The following is a 21,048-nucleotide window of genomic DNA, read 5'->3' on the forward strand; positions in this document are numbered from 1 at the left end:
CGACTATTTACCAATCTTTGGGACTGAAATAGCAACACTTTTTGTCCTATAACCCGGAGATTACTATTTAGCTTTGAATGAGGGTAAAACAAAAAGCCGTGTAGTTACACGGCTTTTTATCATTGCGATTATTTAATTATTTATTTGTTGTGTCGTAGTAGTTTACGCGTGGAGGCAATGGGAACTGAATTGCTCCATTTGTGTTTGTAAGTGGTTCTGGTGGTAGTTGTAAGAATACTTTCTCGCCAAATTTCTTTTTGAATGCTTTTAGAGTTGGTTTTTGAATGGAATCAACGGTAATAAGAAGGGCACTTGTATCAGTGTTAGGTGCGATGGAAAGGATTTTTCCTTTCGGTTCCTTCTCTTGATAAAGGGAGATAGCATCGGATTGATAATCCTCTAGTTGTTCTTGTGTTAATTTACCTTTTGATACAACTACAGCTCTATCTAACTGTGGATCGTGAGCTTGTGCGATAGCGTTAGTGACGAGGTCGGCTTTCTTTTGATCTATTAAGGATGCATGTAATTGTCCTGCTTCCCAGAAAAGGGCACCATCTTGACGGAATTTTGTGAAGTCATTGTCATAGCTTAAAGCTTTGCTAATGATATTAGCTGTCTTATTTTCCACTTGTTGTTTGAACAATGTGTTGTGGAACGCAAGGGCTTGTTCCGTTTGTGTCATGCGGTATGCAATTTCAGCTGCCTCAGCACGAGTTACATATTTTTCAGGGTTGAATAATGTGCCAGGAGCGTAGTTTGTGAAGCCAAGGTATGCAAGTTCACGAACTGCATCTTGAGCCCAAGGAGCTACGAATTTTTGGTCTCCATAAGCAATACTATCAAGTGCTGTTGGATCTTCTGTTGTGTATCCTAAGTAGTGAATGTAGTTGTCTGCTACTACAGCAAATTCTTGGCGAGACATATATTTTTCAGGTTTATATGTGTTGTCACCATAACCGCTGATGATATTTTTACGCGCTACAGATTCGATAGCAAGAGCAGACCAGCGATCGGATGTAATATCTTTAAATTTGCTAGATAAGAAGGCTGCTGTACCATCATCTGTGATGTTGTTGAAGAGAGCAGCTACTTCTTCACGAGTCATAGGTTGATTAGGTCGGAATGTACCGTCAGAATAACCTTTCATAAGATTTGCTTTTGTTACAGTACTGATAGAATTGGCAGCCCAGAAATCGCTAGGTACATCAGAGAAGATGTGAGCACGGATTTTTTGAATATCTTGAGGCGTACCAATAGATGTATTTACAACTACAGGTGTGGCAGTTTTAGCAGCATCAAATTTAGGAGACTCTGCATTAGTTGGTTCTACGTTGGAAACATCAGTTTTTGGTGTAACTGCTTTTGTGTTGTCTACTGTAGATGCTTCAACCTTTGTGGAGGCTACTGTAGTAGCATGAGTTGTAGTATTAGCGGAAACAAAACCGAGGCCTGTTGTAGCTAATAGTGTGCCTAAAACAAGGGCACGTAATGCATAAGGGGTATTCTTGTACATAAAAATCCTTCCTAAATATGGTAAACGGCTAACGTTCTATAGCCGAAGAATATAAACTTTCACCAACAATAAAATCTATATTCATTATATAGTGAATTATAAGGCATGCATAGTGATATAAACAAAGCAGCGTAATACTAAACGTATACGCTGCCTTGGCTAGTTGAGTGAACGCCGATTAGCGTTTTACTGTCATTTTTACTTTGGAACCGAATAATTTAGAGATTCCTTGTTGTGTTTCTTTAGATGCAGTTGTTACAACAGCGTAAAGTTGGTTGTTTTCTACATCAGGGAATGTAGCTAGGATTGTACCAGCTTTTTCGTTTTTGTTGTAGTAGTTGCGGAAGTTCGCATCAATTGCATCGTATTCAGTTTGGCTGTATTGGGATGGTTCAACTACAACATAGTTGTTTACAGTGGAATCACCACGTGCAGCAAGGTTAGCTTTTACTGTGGAGATATCGCTATCTGTTTTCAATGCTACGTGCAATTGATTGTCGCGCCAGTACATTACACCGTAATCTTGGAAAGCATCTTCTGTTTTGTATGTTTTATTCAATTCAGAGAATACTTTGTCTTCCAATGCAGCTTGTTGTTTTTGATCAAGTGCTTTTAAAGCGCTACGACGAACAGGGCGAACTGTGCGAGTAGGTTCAGTTTTTTGAGCTACTGCAGCATTTTTGTTGCCTTTTACATCTTTTTCAGCTTTTTTGGCATCATTTTTTACTGTTTTGTCGGCTTTAGCTACATCTTTTTTAGTGTCTTTACTTACTTTAGATGCATCTTTTTCTGCTGTATCAGCTTTTTTTACATCTTCTTTTACAGCTGTTTCAGCTTTTGCTTCAGTTGTAGTATGTTTTGGTGTTGCAAGACCAGCACCGTTAAGCATGCGGTTCAAAATTGTAGCCGCTTGTGCTCTTGTTACAGGTTGTTTAGGGTTAAAGTTTTCTGTTGCGCCAGATGCTACAATGCCACGTTGTGCCATGTATTGGATGTCTGCCAAGTAAGCAGAGGAAATGCTAGCTTCGTCTTTGAAAGTAACCTTTTCTGTTTTTACAGGTGTAGAAAGGTTTAACTTTTTTGCTAGACTAGCTGCGGAAGCAACGAATTGTTCGCGGTCCATAGTTTTGCTAGGTGTGAAAGCTGTTTTAGATGTGCCTTCCATTACGCCTGCAGCGCTTACCAATTTGATAGCGGAGCTGGACCAACGATCTGCTTCTACGTCAGAGTAGGAAGTAGCGGATTCTTTTGTTACGATATCAGCTAATTCTTGTTCATTTAAGTTATGTTGTAATACTTTGCCGTAAATAGCAGCTGCTTGTTCACGAGTGATTTGAGCACCAGGTTTGAATGTGTTATCTGCGTAACCAGAAAGGTAACCAGCTTGTGTCATTGCTTGGATAGCGTCGCGAGCCCAGTTATCTTTAGTGTCAGGATATACGCCAGCAGGTAAGTTTTCTTTAGCTTTTACAGCTTTTTTACCTTCTACTTTAGCAGCATCTTCTTTGACATCGTTTTTTACAGCTGTATCAACGCGTTTAGCGTCGTTTTTTATGGAAGTATCTACGCGTTTAGCGTCATTTTTTGCAGATGCATCAACATGTTTTGCATCGCTTTTAACGGATGCATCAGCATGTTTAGTATCGTGTTTTACAACTGTAGTTGCATGGTTAGCATCATTTTTAGCAGATGTATCAACATGTTTTGCATCGTGTTTAACGGATGCATCAGCATGCTTAGTATCATGTTTTACAACTGTAGTTGCATGTTTAGCATCGTTTTTTACGGAAGTATCAACGCGTTTAGCGTCATTTTTTACAGATGTATCTACACGTTTTACATCAGATTTAGCTGCAGTATCAGTTTTTGTAGCAACATTAGATACTTCGGCTTTTGCGTGCGCCGCAGTTGTTTCGGCGTGAGCCATGCCGAATGTGGAACCGAGGGCCAATGTAATTGCCAAGGATAAAGATAATTTATTTAGTTTCATTGAAAAGGCTCCTTTCAAACTATACTTATATAAAATAAATTATAACACTTTTTAAATTTATACACTACTATAAGAAAATGTAATATATAAGGATAAAAATTACATGAATTTGAAATTTAAAGGCTATTTATATAAATATTCAATGAATTATAGGTAAATAACGATATGAGAGCCATTGGAAAATGCGAAATGATAAACATTCCCAAAATCTAGAATTTAAGGGACTTTTACAAGAATAATTTATAAATAAGTAGGTGTTTGTGATAAAATGCAATGTTTGTTATTACAAAAAGTCATAACGATATGAGAAATAAAAGGGTACATACTAATATAGCAATTCTTTGGACATTTTCTATATGATTAATTTATAATTATATCGATAAAGCTTTTGAATATTTATTTGAAAGCATAAGTAATGTTTCGGGCAGAAAATTATTGAAAAACTTTCACTAGAATTCTTGCCATAACACATACATATCAAAATTTTTTATTAGGTTAAGTACTAGAAAAGACGAGGACGATAATATGAAAATTCATCTTTTCCAACAGTGTTTGATTGACATGTTCTACCCACATGTAGGTATGGCTGGTGTAGAAGTACTTGAAAGATTAGGTTGCGAGCTCGTAGTTCCTAAGAAACAAGTATGTTGTGGCCAAATGTTCACTAACTCTGGTTACAACGAAGCAGCTATGGATGCCATTAAGAATACAATCGAATGCTTCGAGAACGCTGAATATGTAGTCAGCATGTCCGGCTCTTGTGCATTTGCTATTCGTGACGAATACCAACATTTCTTGGAAGGTCAACCTGAATGGCAAAAACGCGCAGAAAAATTGAGCGGTAAAATTTATGAATTCACTGAATTCATTACTGATGTATTAGGTGTTGAAGATGTAGGGGCTCGTTTCAACGAATCCGTTACATATCATACATCTTGCCACGTTACTCGTTTGATGGGTGTTAAAGAACCTCCATTCAAACTCCTTAGAAATGTTAAAGATATTAACTTGATTGAATTACCACGTGCAGACCGTTGCTGTGGTTTCGGCGGTACATTCTCCGTTAAGAACCCTGAAATTAGTGAAGTTATGACACGCGAAAAAGCATTGGAAATTGCTGGCACAGGTGCCAACGTAATTTCTGGTTCTGACCAAGCGTGCTTGATGAACATCGCTGGTATGCTTGATCGTCTTCATAAAGAAGGCGAAATCGATCGCCGTATCAAAGTAATGCATATTGCTGAAATCTTAAACTGCCGTTAAGGAGGAGACGACATGGCACTTATATATGACAATCGCCCCTATAAAACACGTATAAAAGAATGTTTGGCTGACGATTTCAAAGTTGCAGCTATCAAAAAAGCACAAGACGTGTTTTATGATAAACGTAATACAGTAGTTGCGGACGTTCCTGAATGGTTAGATTTCCGCGCAGAAGCAGCTAAACTTCGTGATCACGTGCTTAATAATTTGGATTACTATGTAAACCAATTTGCTGAAAACGCTGAAAAAGCTGGTTCTAAAGTTCACTTTGCATTCGACGATAAAGAAGCGACTCAAATCGCTTTAGATATCCTTCGTGAACGCGAAGCTAAAATGATCGTTAAATCCAAAACTATCTTAACTGAAGAAATTGGTTTGAACGAAGTTCTTGAAGAAGCTGGTATCGAAGTAAACGAAACTGACTTGGCTGAATTCATTTTGCAAACAGCAGTGAGCCCACCATCTCATATCGTTGTACCAGGCCTTCACTTTGAACGTAACAAAATCCGCGAAATTTTCGCTGAAAAATTAGGTTACACTGGAACTGAAAACCCTACAGAAATGACTCACTTCGTACGTGGCTATGTACGTGAGCGCTTCTTGAAAGCTGACGTAGGTGTTAACGGTTGTAACTTTGCGGTAGCTGCATCCGGTACTTGTACTATCGTTTCCAACGAAGGTAATGGTCGTATGTCTAGCTCCATTCCTAAGACTCAATTGATCTTCTTAGGTACAGAACGTATCGTTCCTGACTTCAAAGCTCTTGACGTTATGATGGAAATGTTGAACCGCTCTGCAGTAGGTTCTAAAATTTCCAACTACTTCTCCATGATGACTGGCCCTGGTCGTGCTGGTGAAGCAGACGGTCCTGAAGAAACTCATATTATCATTATCGATAACGGTCGTTCCGGTATCTTAGGTGGTACATTCCAAGAAATGTTACGTTGTATCCGTTGTGGTGCATGTATGAATATTTGTCCTGTATACCGTCACATCTCTGGTCACGGTTATGGCTCCGTATATCCAGGTCCAATGGGTGCTGTATTGACTCCATTGTTCAAAGGTTACGAAGTAGCAGGCGATCTTCCATATGCGTCTACATTGTGCGGTGCATGTACAGAAAACTGTCCAGTAGCTATTCCATTGCATGAATTATTGATGGAACACCGTCATATTATGGCTGACATCGAAAAAACTCGTCCAAAAGCAGAAGAAGCAATCTTCACTGCAGCAGCTAAGATGTTTGGTAACTCCACATTATTCGACCTTGGCACAAAAGCTGGCGCTATCGGTATGAACTTAATTAGTAACAAAGAAGGCAATATGCCTACATGGACTCAAGCTGTTCCAGTTATGAACGGCTGGACTAAATCCAAAGAAATGGGTACATTGAAGTTCAAAAAATTCCGTGACTTATATGCTGAACATGAAAAGAACAAGAAGAAGGAGAAAAAATAATGGATGAAGCTAAACGTAAACAATTTATTGCACGTTTATCTCGTGCATTAGGCCGTGATCAAGAAATGTGCCCTGCATTCGTAGAGGGTTTTGATTACAGCCATGGTCCTCAAGAAACTATGTTCAAAGATTTGAATAAAGATCAAATTTTGACAATGTTTAAGGAACAATGTCAACGTGTTGGTACAAAATTCGTTGAAACTACACCTGATAAATTAGGTGAAACAATTTTGGCAGCTATTGAAGACTGGGGTAACGGTAAAGTTGTATTCCCAAGCACTCCAGAAGTAGACGAATATAAATTAAAAGAATTATTCGAGCAAGATGCAGCTAATAATGGCGGCATTCGTACATACTTCCAATGGGATCCAGCCAAAGGCCGTGAAGAATGTATCTCCAACACTGCTAATGCAGATATCGGTATTACATTCCCATATTGCGGTATTGCTGAAACTGCTACTGTAGTACAAGCGTCTGGTGAAGAATCTGGCCGTGCTATTAGCTTGTTGCCTACTACACATATCGCTGTATTGTACACTGATACAATCAATCCACGTATGACTCAAACTATGGAACATTTGGCTGAACGTTATCACAACGATCCGTCCAACTTCCCTACAAATATCTGCTTGATTTCTGGTCCATCCCGTACAGCTGATATTGAGTTGGTTACTGTAGATGGTGCTCATGGTCCTATCCAAGTAACTTACGTTCTAGTTAACAGATAATCCTATAATTAGGTAGTGTTATAACTAAATACATTTAAAGGTGACCTTCCTATGGAAGGTCACCTTTTTATATGCGTAACTTTCTGCTGTGATATAGGGTATCTTGAAAAGGCAGAGGTATCGGTATATCAATGGAGATTAACATATTTATAAAACTTGCAGAATCCGCATAGAAAAACTTATATAATTTAAATTATTTTACTTGTAAATTTTTCGATATATGATATACTGAGTTCATAACCTATTATTGTGATATGAATTAAAAGAGGTGTATTATGAATATTCCATTCTTTACAGATTACCTCATGCTAAGCAATCCATTAAGTATTGGTATTATCGCAGTGTTTGTGCTCGCGTTAATCGGTATTTATGCTTTGCAACGCAAGGGTACATCCTTTGGTAATCTCGTTATTATTGGCACTATTGTTGGTGCCGTACTCGGTATTGCTATTCAAATTATTGCAGGTTTCCCAGATGATCCTTCTAAAGTGGTTTACATCAAGGAAAGTACAAAGTGGTTCTCCCTTGTGGGTGGTGGCTTTATTGATTTGATCCGCATGCTTGTTATTCCTATTGTATTTATCTCCATTGTACATGTTATCTTGCATATGGAAGCAGGTGCGAATCTTAAGAAATTAGTAGTTGCCATGGTTTCTACAAATCTTGGCATGGTAGCTGTTGCTGCTATCGTTGGCCTTATCTTGGGTAATGCTTTCGGTTTAGGTCAAGGCTTTGATATTGTTGAATCTGGTAAAAAGATTCGTGAAATCAAACCGATGGTTGATACATTCCGTGCCTTGATTCCAAGTAACCCAATTCAAGCTGCAGCCGAAACAAATGTTATCGGCATCGTAGTATTTGCTATCATCTTGGGTAGTGTTGCTCGTTTGTTGAAGAAAACAGGCACAAATAGCATGGAAATCTTCACTAAGCTATTTGATGAACTTCACCAATTAATCTCTTGGGTTGCAGATTTCATTATCGGTCTTATGCCATACGGCGTAGTTGCTTTATTGGCATCTACATTGGCAACACGTGGCTTGCAAGCTATCTTAGACATGGGTCTATTCGTAGTATTGATTTACGTTGGCCTTTTGGTTATGTTCGTTGTTCAAGCTATCTTGATTGCTAGCTTCGGTTACAACCCAATTACATACTTCAAAAAAGCAAAAGCTCCACTCTTGTTAGCTTTCACATCCCGTTCCTCTATGGGCGTATTGCCTTTAACTGTTGAAACATTGACAAAACGTCTTGGCGTAAATGCTACAACAGCAAATACAGTAGCATCCTTCGGTACTACTGCAGGCATGCAAGGTTGTGCCGGCGTATTCCCAGCACTTGTTGTTGTGTATATCTCTAACGTAGCGGGTATCCCATTTGATTTGACTATGTACATTATGAGCGTTATCGTTATCGCTATCGGTTCTGTTGGTATCGCAGGTGTTCCTGGTACAGCTACAATGGCTGCATCTGTATCCCTTAGTGGTACAGGTCTTGGTGCGTACTTCACATCCATCAGCCCAATTCTTGCTATCGATCCATTGATCGACATGGGTCGTACATGCTTGAACGTATCTGGTTCCTTAACAAATGCTCTCGTAGTAGATAAAATTATGGGTACTATCGATAAAGACGCATATAACAACCCTAATGAAGGTCGAGTATAATTCTCGTACTAAACATTGACGTTATAATATAGTCATTAAAATCAGAACTAATCATATGAAAAGAACAGTCTTCGGACTGTTCTTTTTTATTTTAAAATTTACTCCATACTGATTTGACTCTTATTAAAAGTAATTATTATTACAGATTGTAAAGCATATTATTTGTAATTGATATTAAAATTGTGAGCTTGGCTACTAACATACGTATGCGTGTATGGTATACTAGCCTATGAAAAGTTCTGTATTATGCTTAATAAATATAAGCCAAGAGGGTACTAATATGATTACACAAGAGTTGAAAGATCGATTAATTGCAGATTATCCAAAGTTTGAAGATATGACGCATAAGTTCTATAAGAAAGAAATGTCTATTGCAGACTATAAAGGGCAATCCGGTGCCTATGGTAGTTACGCTGAGCGCGGTGCTAACTCCGGTATGAGCCGTTGGCGCTTCAACGGTGGGCGCATGACACGCGAGCACATGCAGTTTTTAGCGGACTCTATTCGCAAATATAATTTGCAGCACGTACATTTCACTACTGGCCAATGTTTGCAAATGCATGGCCTCGATGGTGATACAATTCTAAATCTATATAAAGAATGTTATGATCACGGTATCTATAACCGCGGTGCTGGTGGTGACAATCCAAATGTGGTAGCTAGTATTTTGCGCGGTATTGATCCTCGTGAAACCTTAGATATTACGCCATATGCAACGGCTATTAGCGAGTTTCTTCTAGAGCAAATGTTCTATATCAAAATCCCTCGCAAATTTAAAATGGGTATCGATAATGGCTTTGATAGTACGCCGCATGCTACGTTCAAGGACCTTGGTTTCAATTTAACGAAACACAATACCTTTGATGTATACGCTTGTGGTGGTATTGGCCCAAATCCTCGTATTGGTATTCCTGTAGCGCACGATGTGGCGCCTGAGGATGTTTTATACCATGTGAAAGCTATGCTTATGGTCTTTGCTAACCATGGAAATTTCAAAAACCGTGGCAAGGCTCGTACTCGCTATATGCCTGCGGAAATGGGTGGAGCTGAAGCTTTCATCAAGACCTATGAAGAAACATTGGCGATGGTGAAAGAAGTGGAACAATTAACCATTAATCCAGCTGACTATGCTTATGAAATTACAAAAACTGGTAAGCGTGATAATTCGGTGGAAAACGATCGTATTCACCGTCAAAAACAAGAAGGTTTATACTACGTAGAATACCATCCGGCAGGTGGCGATGCTAATGTAGAACACCTATTGGCTGCTCTTGATTATGCTGTAACACTTGATCAAGTAGAAGCGCGTATTGCGCCAGACCAAGCATTGTTCTTCATCAACCTTACTGCTGATGAGGCTCGTAAAATCGCAGAGTTAACAGACGACAGTGCGGGAAATGATTTCCGTCGTTCCGTATCCTGCGTAGGCTCCACAGTATGTCAAATTGGTATGCAAGACTCCAATGGCCTATTGAAAGATATCTTCGGACACCTTGAAGAAAAAGGTGTAGATACAAGTAAACTCCCTCGTTTACACATCTCGGGCTGTCCACACTCCTGTGGTACACACCAAATCGGTGAAATTGGTTTCCACGGAGCTGTAAAATTAGTAGACAAGAAACCTACCGTAGCCTTTATCCTCGTAGACGGTGGTTCCGAACACATGGGCTCCGAAAACTTCGGTAAAATGGCAGGTAATATCGTAGCCACAAAAATCCCAGAATTCTTGGAAGCCTTGGCAAACATCCTAAACCAATCCCCAGAACCAGACTTTGGTACATGGAGAATGACACACAAAGCGGAATACATGGAACTTATAAAAGCATTTGAGTAAATTTCCTTTTCCGCTTGTGATGGGGCCCCGTTAGATTGCGACAACTCAATAAATAATAAAAAGAGGTCCCTCTTTGCTCCGTTCTTCGCAAAGTCGCTGCATAGGGACCTCTTTTTATTATTTGAGCGTCTGCTATTAACTAGTCCCATCACAAGCTACATCTGATCTTTACTCAAATGCTTTTATATGATGGGGAAAGGGAGAGACTAGCCGCAGGCTAGTCCTTCCCCTACGATGGGCATAGCGCCACTACTCTAAATCCTAGTTGCAGGCTATTTTTTCACACATGGTGGGCGTGGCGCCATTAGTCTAAAGCCTTTTTATATAGATCAATCAGGTTATCTAGGTATTATGTGTTTTATGTGTGTAGTTCTATTTTGATGGGACGCCTTTATGAATATAGTTATAAAAAAGTACAAATATACTTGTGCAGCGACTTTGCGAAGGACGGAGCAAGCAAGTATATTTGTACTTTTTTAACTAGGTTGTAGAAATGAAATAGGGCCCCATCAAAATAGGGAGAATAACCTTGAAAAGCATATGTTGCCTAGATAACCCTTGATTGATTGTGTTATAATAGGCTTTATAGTAGTGTTTGGAGGATTTATCAGATGTTATTTACCGTCAATACAGAAGTCTGTACACGATGCGGCCTTTGCGTAGCTGACTGTCCAACAGGCTTGCTAGTGATGTCCGAAAATGGGCCTGTAACTGGCAAGGGAGGTTGTATCTCCTGTGGGCATTGTATTTCCGTATGCCCAACGCTTGCTCTTGATAGTGATATGACACCACGTAAAGAGCAAATCGATATCACAAAAGAACAAAAATTAACGCCAGAGCAAGCTGAGTTATTCTTGCGCAGACGTCGCTCTATTCGTAATTATCAAAATAAACCAGTTCCTGCTGAGCTTATTCGCAAGGTCTTAAACGTTGCAAGAATGGCTCCAACAGCAACAAATACACAAGGTATTTCCTATATTGTTATTCGGGACAAACAAAAGTTGCGTCGCATTGCAGATCTCGTTCTTGAGTGGATGCATTTGGCTGCGAAAACTGTGCCGATTATGCGTCTTTATGCTCGTGCAGCACAAGCTGAGGTCGATAAGGGTAAGGAATACATCTTGCGCGATGCGCCTGCGTTAGTAGTGGCCATCGGTTCTAAAAAAGATATTCACCGTACTCACGATAGCGGGCATTCCTGCTTGTCTTATGCAGAGTTGTATGCACCAACATTAGGTTTAGGCACTTGTTGGGCTGGCTTCTTTGAACATGCAGGCGAAGCAGAGTATAAACCACTATTGGAACTATTAGGTGTACCAGAGGATAAAATCATTGCTGGTGGTATCTTGATGGGCTATCCAAAGGTTCGTTACCGTAACATCGTGGAACGCCAACCATTGGACGTAACATTCGATACTGAAGAATAGTAGTGATTGATTACTAATAATAGTGATTGATACTAAAGAATAAAATAAAAGCGATACTCTAAATAGTTAGGGTATCGCTTTTTGGCATTATACATATTTTACTGTAGTTACTACATTTGTTAAGGTGATAGTCGTATTTATAGATCTATAAAAGATTGTTTATCAAAAAGACCGGCCTCGTATTGAGGTCGGTCTTTTGGTTAGTTTGCAGTTGTAATGCTACCTTTGAAAGTATCGTTGATGAATTGTTTAATTGCATCAGATTTGTAAATGTCTGCAATTTTTTTGTAAGTTTCGTTGTCTTTGTCTTCACTACGTACCGCAAGTACGATGACTGTTAGTGGTTCATCTTTTGATTCGAAGAAGAAGCCTTGTTTTTCTACACTAAGGCCAGCACTTTGTACATAATTCATTGGAATAACTGCAATTGTTACATCATCTAGACTACGAGGTAATTGAGCTGCTTCTAATTCTTGAATCTTTATATTTTTCGGGTTAGATGTGATATCTGCAACAGTTGCTTTGAAGCCGACACCATCTTTTAACGTAATTAATCCAGCTTTAGCTAATAATACTAATGCACGACCACCATTAGTAGGGTCATTTGGAATAGAAACCGTAGCGCCTTCAGGTACATCTTGTACGCTATGTACACTATTACTATATAATCCCATACGCACTAAAAGGGTTTTACCGATTGCTACTAAGTTGGAACCATTTTGTTTGTTAAAGTTTTCCATAAATGGCACGTGTTGGTACGCATTCAATTGAATGTCGCCATCAGCAAGAGCTTTATCTGGTGTTACATAATCGGAGAACTCTACAACTTTAAGGTCGATACCTTGTTTTTTAGCTTCTTTTGCAACTGCTTCAGCTACTTGAGCGTGAGGACCTGCAGTAGCACCGATTTTAATTTCTTTTGGTGCTTGGCTAGATTGATTTGTATCTGTGCCGCAACCTGCGATGGCGAATGCTAGAACGCCAACGAGAAGAGGGGCAATAAATTTTTTTAATTTCATGTGAACATCCCTTTCTACTTATACATATAATGTATATATCCTATCATGTGAATGGGATTTTGTATATAGAGCAAAAGATATCGGTTAGCTATAGATTAAAGCTATGGCTTTTATGAGCTCGCTGATGATAAGGGGTGTAGCATATCTAAGAATATCGAAAAAATGATATAATAGATATAAATTTCGTACAATTAGACTTATAGGTTTTATATGATATACATAGGAGGTCACTATGTTTAACTTTGATTTTTATAACCCTACACATATTGTATTCGGTAAAGATCGCTTGAGCGAATTAAATGCATTAGTGCCAAAGGATGCAAAGGTGCTCATTACGTATGGTGGTGGCTCTGCAGTGCGCAGTGGTCTTATTGACCGCATTGTTGCAGCTCTTGGCAGTCGCAAGGTAGAACAGTTTGGCGGTATTGAGCCAAATCCATCTCTTGAAACTTGTGAACGTGCCGTTGCTTTCATTAAAGAACATGGCGTAGATTTCGTCCTTGCCGTAGGTGGTGGTTCCGTAGTGGACGCTACAAAGCTCATCGTTATGGGTGCTACTTATGATGGCCCTGTTATTGATGTTATGAAAGCTGGCCTACCAGAGGTTCCAGTGGAAATGGTACCAAATCCATTACCATTTGGTACCGTTATGACACTACCTGCCACAGGTTCTGAAATGAATAATGGTGCTGTTATTACCTATGGTGATGGTAAGTTCCCTGTGTTCAGTAGCTTAGTATTCCCTAAGTTCTCCATGCTCGATCCAACATTGACTTTCACATTGCCAGAAAAACAAGTTAAGAATGGCGTTATCGATACATTCGTGCATACCACAGAGCAATATTTAACATATCCTGTAGACGGCCGTATTCAAGATCGTTTTAGTGAAGGTATTTTGAAAACTATGATTGAAATCGGCAAAGAAACAGTAGAAAATCCAGAAAACTACGACATTCGTGCTAACCACGTGTGGGCTTCTACCTTGGCATTAAACGGCTTGATCGGTGCCGGCGTGCCACAAGACTGGGCAACACATCTTATCGGTCATGAGTTAACGGCGGCTTACCATCTTGACCACGGCATCACATTGGCTATTGTATTGCCTGCGTTGTTAGAGGTGAAAAAAGCCGATAAGCTTGATAAATTGGCCCAATATGCTACACGTGTATGGCATATTACAGAAGGTGCAAAGGAAGAGAAAGCGGATAAGGCTATTGCAAAAACTCGTGAATTCTTCGAGTCCCTTGGCGTATTTACCCATTTGAAAGATTATGGTCTTGGCGTTGAGGCAGTTGATAAAATTGTGAAACAATTAGAAGACCATGGTATGACACGACTTGGTGAAAAAGGTGACGTAACACCAGAAGTAGCTCGCGAAATTTTAATGCGTGCTTTATAATAAATGACATTAACACTTTAAATGTATATGATGTGGAAGGGAGGCAAGCCCTATGAATGAAATAAAACATCGAAGTGCATTTTCCTTTGCATTTCCTATTATGGTTCCTATGGGCATTAGCTTCTTTTTCATAGGTTTAGGATTTGGTTTATATGCAACGAGCCAAGGGTTCCCTTGGTGGACGGCGCCGGTTTTAGCGGCTACCATTTTTGCAGGATCCATGGAGTTTGTGACGATTGGCATGTTGATGGCCGAATTTGATCCGATTAATGCGTTTATACTGACCATGTTCGTTAATGGACGCCATTTCTTTTATGGACTATCTGCACTACAACGGTATGTACATATGGGCTGGAAATGGTTTCCTACGGTTGCTTGGATGTGTGATGAAAGTTTTGCCATCAATATGGCTACTAAGTTACCGGATGATGTGGATGAAAAGTGGTTTTACTTCCACGTGTCTTGGCTTAACTATGTGTTCTGGGTATTTAGTACCTTTGTAGGCGGTCTGTTTGGCAATCTCTTGGCCACCGTAGATTTACGGGGCATCGATTTTGTATTACCCGGTCTGTTTATTGTGGTATTCCTTGAAATGCTGCTCAATGCAAAAAGTAATAAGATTAGAGCCTTTGGTGTAGCTGGTGCAGCTATGGCCATAGTTATGCTCTTATTGGTAGGTAAATCACTCTTTATGCTTTTATCTATGAGCTGTATGCTAGTGGCCTGCTATATTGCGTATAAGTGGGGAGGTGTACATCTTGACTAGTACAGAAATGGTCATCACCGTTGCTATTGTTGTGGCCGGTACATTACTTACTCGTTTTGGTGCCTTCCTCGTATTTCCACCAGGAAAAAAGGCGCCAGATTTTGTACTTTTTTTAGGTAAGGCTTTGCCGGCTGCCGTTATGGGCATGCTCGTTGTATATACCTTTAAAGAGACTGTCGTTCTAGCATATCCTTATGGTATCCCTGAGCTCATAGCATTAGTCGTTACGGTAGGATTACATCTATGGAAACGTAACATGCTCATATCGATTGCTGCCGGTACAGTGATTTATATGATACTCGTACAAACCGTATTTAATGTACCGAAATAAAATAAACCACTTATATCTATCTAACTTAGATATAAGTGGTTTTTTACATATATTGTTTTATTTACTTTGTCATCATAGTTGTAGTGTGTATTATAATTGATGTTAACTACAAATAGGAGTTAGTATGTACTATTTAAGTTGTAATAGTCGTTCAAGACCTGGTGCTGTATGGTGATCTTCCAAGAAGTCTTGTTGGTCTAATAGTTCCATAACGTCCATATCGATGTTTGTGAGCTTGAAATCGAATACATCAAAGTTAGCCTCCATATGGCTTACGTTATTTGCCTTTGGCAATGGAATGATGCCACGTTGGATGTGCCAACGCAAGATGATTTGATGTTTAGACACGCCGTATTTTTCAGCCAAGCTTTTGATGATAGGATGGTCAAAAATAGGTTGGCGGTCACGAGTGAATGGAGACCAAGCCATGCCCACTACTTGATGTTTTCTCATCAATTGGATAAGAGATTGGCGTTGGTTGAACGGGTGACATTCAATTTGGTTTACCACAGGTTTCACATTGCAGTGATATAGCAAGTCGATTAATCGGTCTTCGTAAAAGTTAGATAGGCCTAACCCACGCAATACGTTTTGATCGTATAACTCTTCCATGGCGCGCCAAGAACCATAATAGTCGCCAAGGGGTTGATGTACGAGCATAATATCGATATAATTAGTGTCTAATTTTTTCAAGGAGCTTTCAACAGCACGCATCGTATTATCGTAGCCCGCGTCAGTATGCCAAATTTTTGTGGTAATAACGATGTCAGTACGTTTAACGCCAGATGCTTTGATGCCTTTGCCAACGGCCTCTTCGTTGCCGTAGTAGGCAGCTGTATCGAGTAATCGATAACCTACGTTTAATGCATTAGTGACGGCTTGTTCTGTTTCCCCTTCGCTACCTGTTTTGTAGGTGCCATAACCGATAGAGGGAATAAAGCTACCGTTATTTAAAATTCTAAAATCCATCCGTTCTTCCATGAGAACCTCCGTTATATCCATTAATTAAAGGAATTAGCTTTCATACAATTCTAATTGATTTTATGATATACTAAGGTATTGATAAAAATCAATATGACAGGAAGTGACAGAATGAAATTAAAACGAATTTATTCTGTAGTTGCTATGCTTGGTGTTGTGATGATGGCCTTGGCCATCGCTGGTTGCGGTACGAAAACTGTATCCGTTGCTGATGTAACATACAAGGATATGCCGCTACAGATTCATAATGATGCCAATGTAACAGCTCTTAATAAGGCGACGGTAACGCCGACGTTGACGGGGCAGGTCGCATATGCTGTGAAAGTAGGCGACCAAGTACAACAAGGTCAAGTCTTGGCCACTGTAGATACATCGGCTTTACAGCAACAGCTAGCATCCTTACAAGGTCAGTTAGCGCAAGCGCAAGCTCAGTCCTATGCGACATCCGTTACAACTACGACGGCAGCATCTGTAGATAGTGGTCAATTAGCACAAGCTCAAAAGATGCGTGAAGCGGGTATGATTACTCAAAAAGAATATGATCGCATTGTAGAGCGGTCTCAGCCACAAACTACGACAGTAACAACTGGCGGTGGCGGCGGTGGTGCTAATACGGCGGCTATTGAGGCTCAAATCGCTCAAGTATCTGCACAAATGGCAGCATCTACAATTGTAGCGCCTATAGCTGGTACGGTAACAGCTATTTACAATGAAGACCGTCAAATGGCGATTGCAGATCGTCCATTCATGATGATTCAACAATCTACACCGATGGTAGCATCCCTTAGCATTCCTCGTGATGCGGCGATGAAGTTAGGCACACCTGACGCTAAAAAGGGGATTAAGGTACTCCTCAAGGTAGGCGACCAAGAATTACCTGGCGAATTGACCTATGTAGATGTAACACAGCCAGAAAATGTACCAAGTGTTCTTGTGAAAGCTACTTTCAACAATGACAAAGGCCTTATCAAGGCTGGCGAGTTCTATACGCTCATCATCGAGTCAGATATAAAAGCGAAAATGCTCACTGTACCAAGTAAAGCAGTTCGTGAAAACCAAGACGGTAAATACGTGTATGTATTGACTGAAAATAATACAGTTGACGTACGTGTCGTTGAAGTAGGTATGACAGAAGATGATGATGTAGCCATTATTTCAGGCCTAAATGAAGGTGACAAGGTAATCACAAGTGATGGAACCTTTGAATTAGGGGAATCCGTTAAATTATAATGAATAACATTAAACTTTCACCAATGGTGAATACCTCAATTGAGGAATCTGATAGGAGGGATTATTATTTTAGAATTTAAACGTTTTGAACTAAGAGATAAACCATTAATCGATAAATATTTTGAACAACATCATTACGAAGCATCTGATAACTGCTTTACTACATTGTTTATGTGGCAAGATGCGTATGGCATCCGTTGGGCTGAGGAAAATGGTGTATTGTACATCCAAGGTGGCGGTAAACGTGAACCATTCCTATTGCCTCCATTTGCCGGTAAAGATGCAAAGTTCCTCGATGGTTTATTGCGAGCTAAAGAATGGTTCGTAGAAAATAACTTGCCATTCCGCTTTAAAGGTGTTAGCAAAGTTGTAAAAGAACGGATGGAAGAGTTATGTCCTGGTCGTTATGAATTTACACCTGACCGCGATAACTACGAATACATTTATAAGTCTGAAGATCTTATCAACTTGTCTGGTAAGAAATTCCGTCAAAAGAAAAACCATTTGAACCAATTCCGTATGCAATATTCTAACTATGAATATATGCCAATCACTGAAGATATCATTCCATTGTGCCGCGAAACAGCAGCATCTTGGGTAGAAACTCATCATGAAGAAGGGATCGAAGATGAATTGGTAGCTATCAACTTATTATTCGATAACTGGGATGCTCTAGGTCTTAAAGGTGGCGCCATCAAATTGTTTGGCCGCGTTGAAGCCTTCAGTATCGGTGAATTGTTGAATGATAAAATGGCGTTGATTCACATTGAAAAAGCAAATCCAGATATTCGTGGTTTGTACCAAGCCATTAATAATGAATTCATTCGTCATGAATTTAGCGATGTAGAATTCATCAACCGTGAAGAAGATATGGGCTTACCTGGTCTTCGTCAAGCAAAAGAATCTTACAATCCAGATCACTTTGCTGAAAAATATGACGCAGTATATGCTAACGAAGCAGACAATGCGACAGGCGGTAAATAAAAATTTGAGCTATGAAGCCGATGTGCTTCATAGCTCCTTTTGTTATAATAGAAGTGTTAGCCTATCTATTTGACTGTATGTTTTGTATCATCATGGCGATGCGATGCGATGCGATGCGATGCGATGCGATGCGATGCGATGCGATGCGATATAACAGATAGAAAGTGGTTTTTATACTATAACGAGGATATACTTATGGAATTTAGAATTGCAACGGCTCAAGATACGCCACATGTGGAAAATCTATGGGCGTACTGCTTTGAACCAAAGGAAGATCCATTCTTCCAATATTACTTTACCAATTGCTATGAACCAGAAAACACAATGGTTGGTCTCGAACAAGATCAATTGTTGAGTACCGTTCATTTGCGTCAATATAATATCAATGTTCGTGGTGCGGTGTTGCCTACAAGCTATATGGTTGGCGTAGCAACACATCCAGCAGCTCGCCGTGGTGGCGTAGGTGGTGCATTGTTAAAGGCTTCTCTTGAAGAACTTCGTAACCGAGGTCAAGCATTGACGATTTTGATGCCTTCCAAGGCTGCATTCTACCAACAATATGGTTGGGAATTGTATGCACATCAATGGGTAAATACCATGTCTCTTGAAGACTTGCGCCCTATGACTGATAAATCCTTGAGCTTTGGTTTACTTAATAGCGTTGACCAATGGACATTGCTTGATCCTGTATATAAAACATATACAGCCCGTCTTTCTGGTTATGCAGAGCGGGGTGAAAAGGAATGGAAACGCTTGCTCGGCAGCTTCTTTGCGGAAGGCGTGAATATCGCTGTAGTGCGCAATGATGAAGGAAGTATTGAAGGCTATGCGGTATATCGCTTAGGTCAATCAGAAATTCCAGTATCCGAATTAGTTTATACTACACGCCGTGCCCAACGAGCATTGTTGAACTACTTCTATAACCACCGTTCTCAAGGTACTACTATTCGTTGGAATGAGGGCCTTCACGATACATACTATCGCTTCTATCCAGATGGTAAAAGCGGACATTCCACAATGCCGTACATGATGAGCCGTATTGTGGATGTGAAAACTGCCTTCGAATCCATTCCTGTAAACCCAGAGGCTTTGATGATGCCTATTACAATGACCTTTGGTGTGAAAGATAGCCTTTGTGAGTGGAATGAAGGACGCTATGAAGTCCAATATGGCGGCGCATTGACACCAACTGTTAAAAAGGTGTCTGACACATTAGATGGGGACGTAGATATTACTGTTGAAGTCGGTGCTTTGAGCCAACTCTTAATGGGCACATTAACCGCTCGTGATCTTGCTTTTGAAGGTAAACTTTCAGCTAATGAGGAATGGCTAGAATTCTTCGATATTCTCTATCCTGAACAAAAAACATATATTAACGAATGGTGGTAATATGAGCTGGAAAACGTATACAGTGAAAGAACCGACAGAATTGACGGTCTCTAAATATGTAAAGGAACGCTTTTCATTATCCTCTCGAGATATTCAAATGATGTTCCGCAAGAAACGGGTGAAAGTAAATAGCCGTGTAGCCCATTCCCAGCGCTCCCTCAAAAAGGGTGATGTATTAACTTTGGAATTACCACAGGATAAGGACTATGGCGTCGATGTAGAAAAAGGTCCAATTACAGTTCTCTACGAAGATGCTCATACCTTGGTGGTTAATAAAGCACCATTCATGCTTGTTCATCCTGCAGGGCAAACTAAATCTGGTACATTGAGTAACTATGTGGCTGGATACTATGCGAAAAAAGGTGTAGTGCACAAGGTGCGCCCTGTACATCGCCTTGACCGAGATACATCGGGTTGTATTCTCTTTGGTAAAACAAAGGAAGCTCAGCAATATTACACCGATGAACTACAAGCGGGGCGTATCGATCGCATCTATACGGGCTTAGTAGAAGGCGTTATAAACGAAGATGGCGTGGTTGATGAGCCTATCGGCGTGGATCCTGTATTTGATAACCGCCGTGTCATCGATGAATTTGGTCAACCGGCTCAAACGGAATATACCGTTCTTGGTCACGAAGGCGATCATACATTACTAAAGTTTAAGTTACTAACAGGCAGAACACACCAAATCCGTGTACACATGGAACACATTGGTCATCCCATCGTTGGTGATGCTATGTATGGTACGCGCAATAAGCCCTATACACGCCAATGTTTGCACGCATCAGAGCTAACCTTTGTACCTTATGGTAAGGACGAAGCTATTACGGTTACCTGTGAAGTAGGGGATAATTTTGGTCGAGAATAATAACTGTAGATTTTACTACTCTAAATAATAAGTCCATCATATCTATCGGACGAGATGCTTATTTTCCCTGTATCCTTGTATACAAAAAAACAATATTGATAAAAACTCATAGTCTATGCATGAAAAGCATAGACTATGTTTTTTTTATATTTTCAATTCACAGTGGACAGGAGTATACTGTGTATAGACATAAAATTCTAT

General features: G+C 39.9%; 17 protein-coding genes. 13 read left to right on the plus strand and 4 right to left on the minus strand.

Annotation, left to right across the window (positions count from 1 at the left end):
• Positions 1-136: 136 nt before the first annotated feature.
• Entirely contained in the window at positions 137-1,513 is a 1,377-nt protein-coding gene (locus tag Q7P05_RS00770; RefSeq protein WP_295867247.1) for an S-layer homology domain-containing protein, read from the minus strand.
• 178 nt (positions 1,514-1,691) lie between these two features.
• Entirely contained in the window at positions 1,692-3,503 is a 1,812-nt protein-coding gene (locus tag Q7P05_RS00775) for an S-layer homology domain-containing protein (protein WP_303930059.1), read from the minus strand.
• Between the two features lie 525 nt (positions 3,504-4,028).
• Here Q7P05_RS00775 and Q7P05_RS00780 point away from each other — a divergent pair.
• The 6 genes from Q7P05_RS00780 (at position 4,029) to Q7P05_RS00805 (ending at position 11,880) form a co-directional block, all read left to right on the plus strand.
• Complete coding sequence (locus Q7P05_RS00780; protein ID WP_303930061.1) at positions 4,029-4,766, plus strand: (Fe-S)-binding protein; 738 nt, start codon at positions 4,029-4,031, stop codon at positions 4,764-4,766.
• A 12-nt stretch (positions 4,767-4,778) separates the two neighbouring features.
• The gene (locus Q7P05_RS00785) at positions 4,779-6,224 is read left to right on the plus strand and encodes a LutB/LldF family L-lactate oxidation iron-sulfur protein (RefSeq protein ID WP_298632182.1); all 1,446 of its coding nucleotides are present in this window, start codon (positions 4,779-4,781) and stop codon (positions 6,222-6,224) included.
• A complete protein-coding gene (locus Q7P05_RS00790) occupies positions 6,224-6,952 on the plus strand; it encodes a lactate utilization protein C (RefSeq protein WP_119207370.1) in 729 nt (242 codons plus the stop codon). The genes Q7P05_RS00785 and Q7P05_RS00790 overlap by 1 nt, the downstream gene beginning before the upstream one ends.
• A 275-nt stretch (positions 6,953-7,227) precedes the next feature.
• Positions 7,228-8,619, plus strand: a complete 1,392-nt coding sequence (locus tag Q7P05_RS00795) for a cation:dicarboxylate symporter family transporter (protein ID WP_303930065.1) — start codon at positions 7,228-7,230, stop codon at positions 8,617-8,619.
• Between the two features lie 280 nt (positions 8,620-8,899).
• On the plus strand, positions 8,900-10,453 hold the full coding sequence (locus Q7P05_RS00800) for a nitrite/sulfite reductase (RefSeq protein ID WP_295826146.1): 1,554 nt from the start codon (positions 8,900-8,902) through the stop codon (positions 10,451-10,453).
• Between the two features lie 611 nt (positions 10,454-11,064).
• Positions 11,065-11,880 carry a nitroreductase family protein gene (locus Q7P05_RS00805; RefSeq protein WP_303930068.1) on the plus strand — a complete coding sequence of 272 codons (816 nt, stop codon included), beginning with the start codon at positions 11,065-11,067 and terminating at the stop codon, positions 11,878-11,880.
• A 200-nt stretch (positions 11,881-12,080) separates the two neighbouring features.
• Here the strand turns inward: Q7P05_RS00805 and Q7P05_RS00810 are convergent, their stop codons facing one another.
• Positions 12,081-12,899 carry a MetQ/NlpA family ABC transporter substrate-binding protein gene (locus tag Q7P05_RS00810; protein WP_295825931.1) on the minus strand — a complete coding sequence of 273 codons (819 nt, stop codon included), beginning with the start codon at positions 12,897-12,899 and terminating at the stop codon, positions 12,081-12,083.
• A 232-nt stretch (positions 12,900-13,131) separates the two neighbouring features.
• Here Q7P05_RS00810 and Q7P05_RS00815 point away from each other — a divergent pair, with 232 nt between their 5' ends.
• The 3 genes from Q7P05_RS00815 to Q7P05_RS00825 are packed head-to-tail and all read left to right on the plus strand — an operon-like array spanning position 13,132 to position 15,395.
• Positions 13,132-14,298, plus strand: a complete 1,167-nt coding sequence (locus Q7P05_RS00815; protein WP_303930070.1) for an iron-containing alcohol dehydrogenase — start codon at positions 13,132-13,134, stop codon at positions 14,296-14,298.
• A 52-nt stretch (positions 14,299-14,350) separates the two neighbouring features.
• Positions 14,351-15,064 carry an AzlC family ABC transporter permease gene (locus Q7P05_RS00820; RefSeq protein ID WP_303930071.1) on the plus strand — a complete coding sequence of 238 codons (714 nt, stop codon included), beginning with the start codon at positions 14,351-14,353 and terminating at the stop codon, positions 15,062-15,064.
• A complete protein-coding gene (locus Q7P05_RS00825) occupies positions 15,057-15,395 on the plus strand; it encodes a branched-chain amino acid transporter permease (RefSeq protein WP_303930072.1) in 339 nt (112 codons plus the stop codon). The genes Q7P05_RS00820 and Q7P05_RS00825 overlap by 8 nt, the downstream gene beginning before the upstream one ends.
• 129 nt (positions 15,396-15,524) lie before the next feature.
• Here Q7P05_RS00825 and Q7P05_RS00830 read toward each other — a convergent pair whose 3' ends face one another.
• Entirely contained in the window at positions 15,525-16,376 is an 852-nt protein-coding gene (locus tag Q7P05_RS00830) for an aldo/keto reductase (RefSeq protein ID WP_303930073.1), read from the minus strand.
• A 111-nt stretch (positions 16,377-16,487) separates the two neighbouring features.
• Between Q7P05_RS00830 and Q7P05_RS00835 the strand changes: the two genes are divergently transcribed.
• From Q7P05_RS00835 to Q7P05_RS00850, 4 genes are all read left to right on the plus strand, one after another.
• Positions 16,488-17,606 (plus strand): efflux RND transporter periplasmic adaptor subunit, encoded by a 1,119-nt coding sequence (locus Q7P05_RS00835; RefSeq protein ID WP_303930074.1) that lies wholly within the window; start codon positions 16,488-16,490, stop codon positions 17,604-17,606.
• Positions 17,607-17,654: 48 nt separating this feature from the next.
• Positions 17,655-18,590, plus strand: coding sequence for a DUF2156 domain-containing protein (locus Q7P05_RS00840; RefSeq protein ID WP_199176271.1), 936 nt, complete (start codon positions 17,655-17,657; stop codon positions 18,588-18,590).
• 195 nt (positions 18,591-18,785) lie between these two features.
• Positions 18,786-19,979 (plus strand): enhanced intracellular survival protein Eis, encoded by a 1,194-nt coding sequence (eis, locus tag Q7P05_RS00845; protein WP_303930075.1) that lies wholly within the window; start codon positions 18,786-18,788, stop codon positions 19,977-19,979.
• A 1-nt stretch (position 19,980) separates the two neighbouring features.
• Entirely contained in the window at positions 19,981-20,847 is an 867-nt protein-coding gene (locus tag Q7P05_RS00850) for an RluA family pseudouridine synthase (protein ID WP_303930076.1), read from the plus strand.
• The last annotated feature ends 201 nt before the right edge of the window (positions 20,848-21,048 follow it).

This window comes from Veillonella dispar (genome assembly GCF_937975875.1).
GTDB lineage: Bacteria > Bacillota > Negativicutes > Veillonellales > Veillonellaceae > Veillonella > Veillonella dispar_B.

Excerpts from the sequence above, each read along its gene's own strand:
- Q7P05_RS00770 (WP_295867247.1), bottom strand. The coding sequence starts at position 1,513 with ATGTACAAGAATACCCCTTATGCATTACGTGCCCTTGTTTTAGGCACA.
- Q7P05_RS00775 (WP_303930059.1), bottom strand. The coding sequence starts at position 3,503 with ATGAAACTAAATAAATTATCTTTATCCTTGGCAATTACATTGGCCCTC.
- Q7P05_RS00780 (WP_303930061.1), top strand. The coding sequence starts at position 4,029 with ATGAAAATTCATCTTTTCCAACAGTGTTTGATTGACATGTTCTACCCA.
- Q7P05_RS00785 (WP_298632182.1), top strand. The coding sequence starts at position 4,779 with ATGGCACTTATATATGACAATCGCCCCTATAAAACACGTATAAAAGAA.
- Q7P05_RS00790 (WP_119207370.1), top strand. The coding sequence starts at position 6,224 with ATGGATGAAGCTAAACGTAAACAATTTATTGCACGTTTATCTCGTGCA.
- Q7P05_RS00795 (WP_303930065.1), top strand. The coding sequence starts at position 7,228 with ATGAATATTCCATTCTTTACAGATTACCTCATGCTAAGCAATCCATTA.
- Q7P05_RS00800 (WP_295826146.1), top strand. The coding sequence starts at position 8,900 with ATGATTACACAAGAGTTGAAAGATCGATTAATTGCAGATTATCCAAAG.
- Q7P05_RS00805 (WP_303930068.1), top strand. The coding sequence starts at position 11,065 with ATGTTATTTACCGTCAATACAGAAGTCTGTACACGATGCGGCCTTTGC.
- Q7P05_RS00810 (WP_295825931.1), bottom strand. The coding sequence starts at position 12,899 with ATGAAATTAAAAAAATTTATTGCCCCTCTTCTCGTTGGCGTTCTAGCA.
- Q7P05_RS00815 (WP_303930070.1), top strand. The coding sequence starts at position 13,132 with ATGTTTAACTTTGATTTTTATAACCCTACACATATTGTATTCGGTAAA.
- Q7P05_RS00820 (WP_303930071.1), top strand. The coding sequence starts at position 14,351 with ATGAATGAAATAAAACATCGAAGTGCATTTTCCTTTGCATTTCCTATT.
- Q7P05_RS00830 (WP_303930073.1), bottom strand. The coding sequence starts at position 16,376 with ATGGAAGAACGGATGGATTTTAGAATTTTAAATAACGGTAGCTTTATT.
- Q7P05_RS00835 (WP_303930074.1), top strand. The coding sequence starts at position 16,488 with ATGAAATTAAAACGAATTTATTCTGTAGTTGCTATGCTTGGTGTTGTG.
- eis (WP_303930075.1), top strand. The coding sequence starts at position 18,786 with ATGGAATTTAGAATTGCAACGGCTCAAGATACGCCACATGTGGAAAAT.
- Q7P05_RS00850 (WP_303930076.1), top strand. The coding sequence starts at position 19,981 with ATGAGCTGGAAAACGTATACAGTGAAAGAACCGACAGAATTGACGGTC.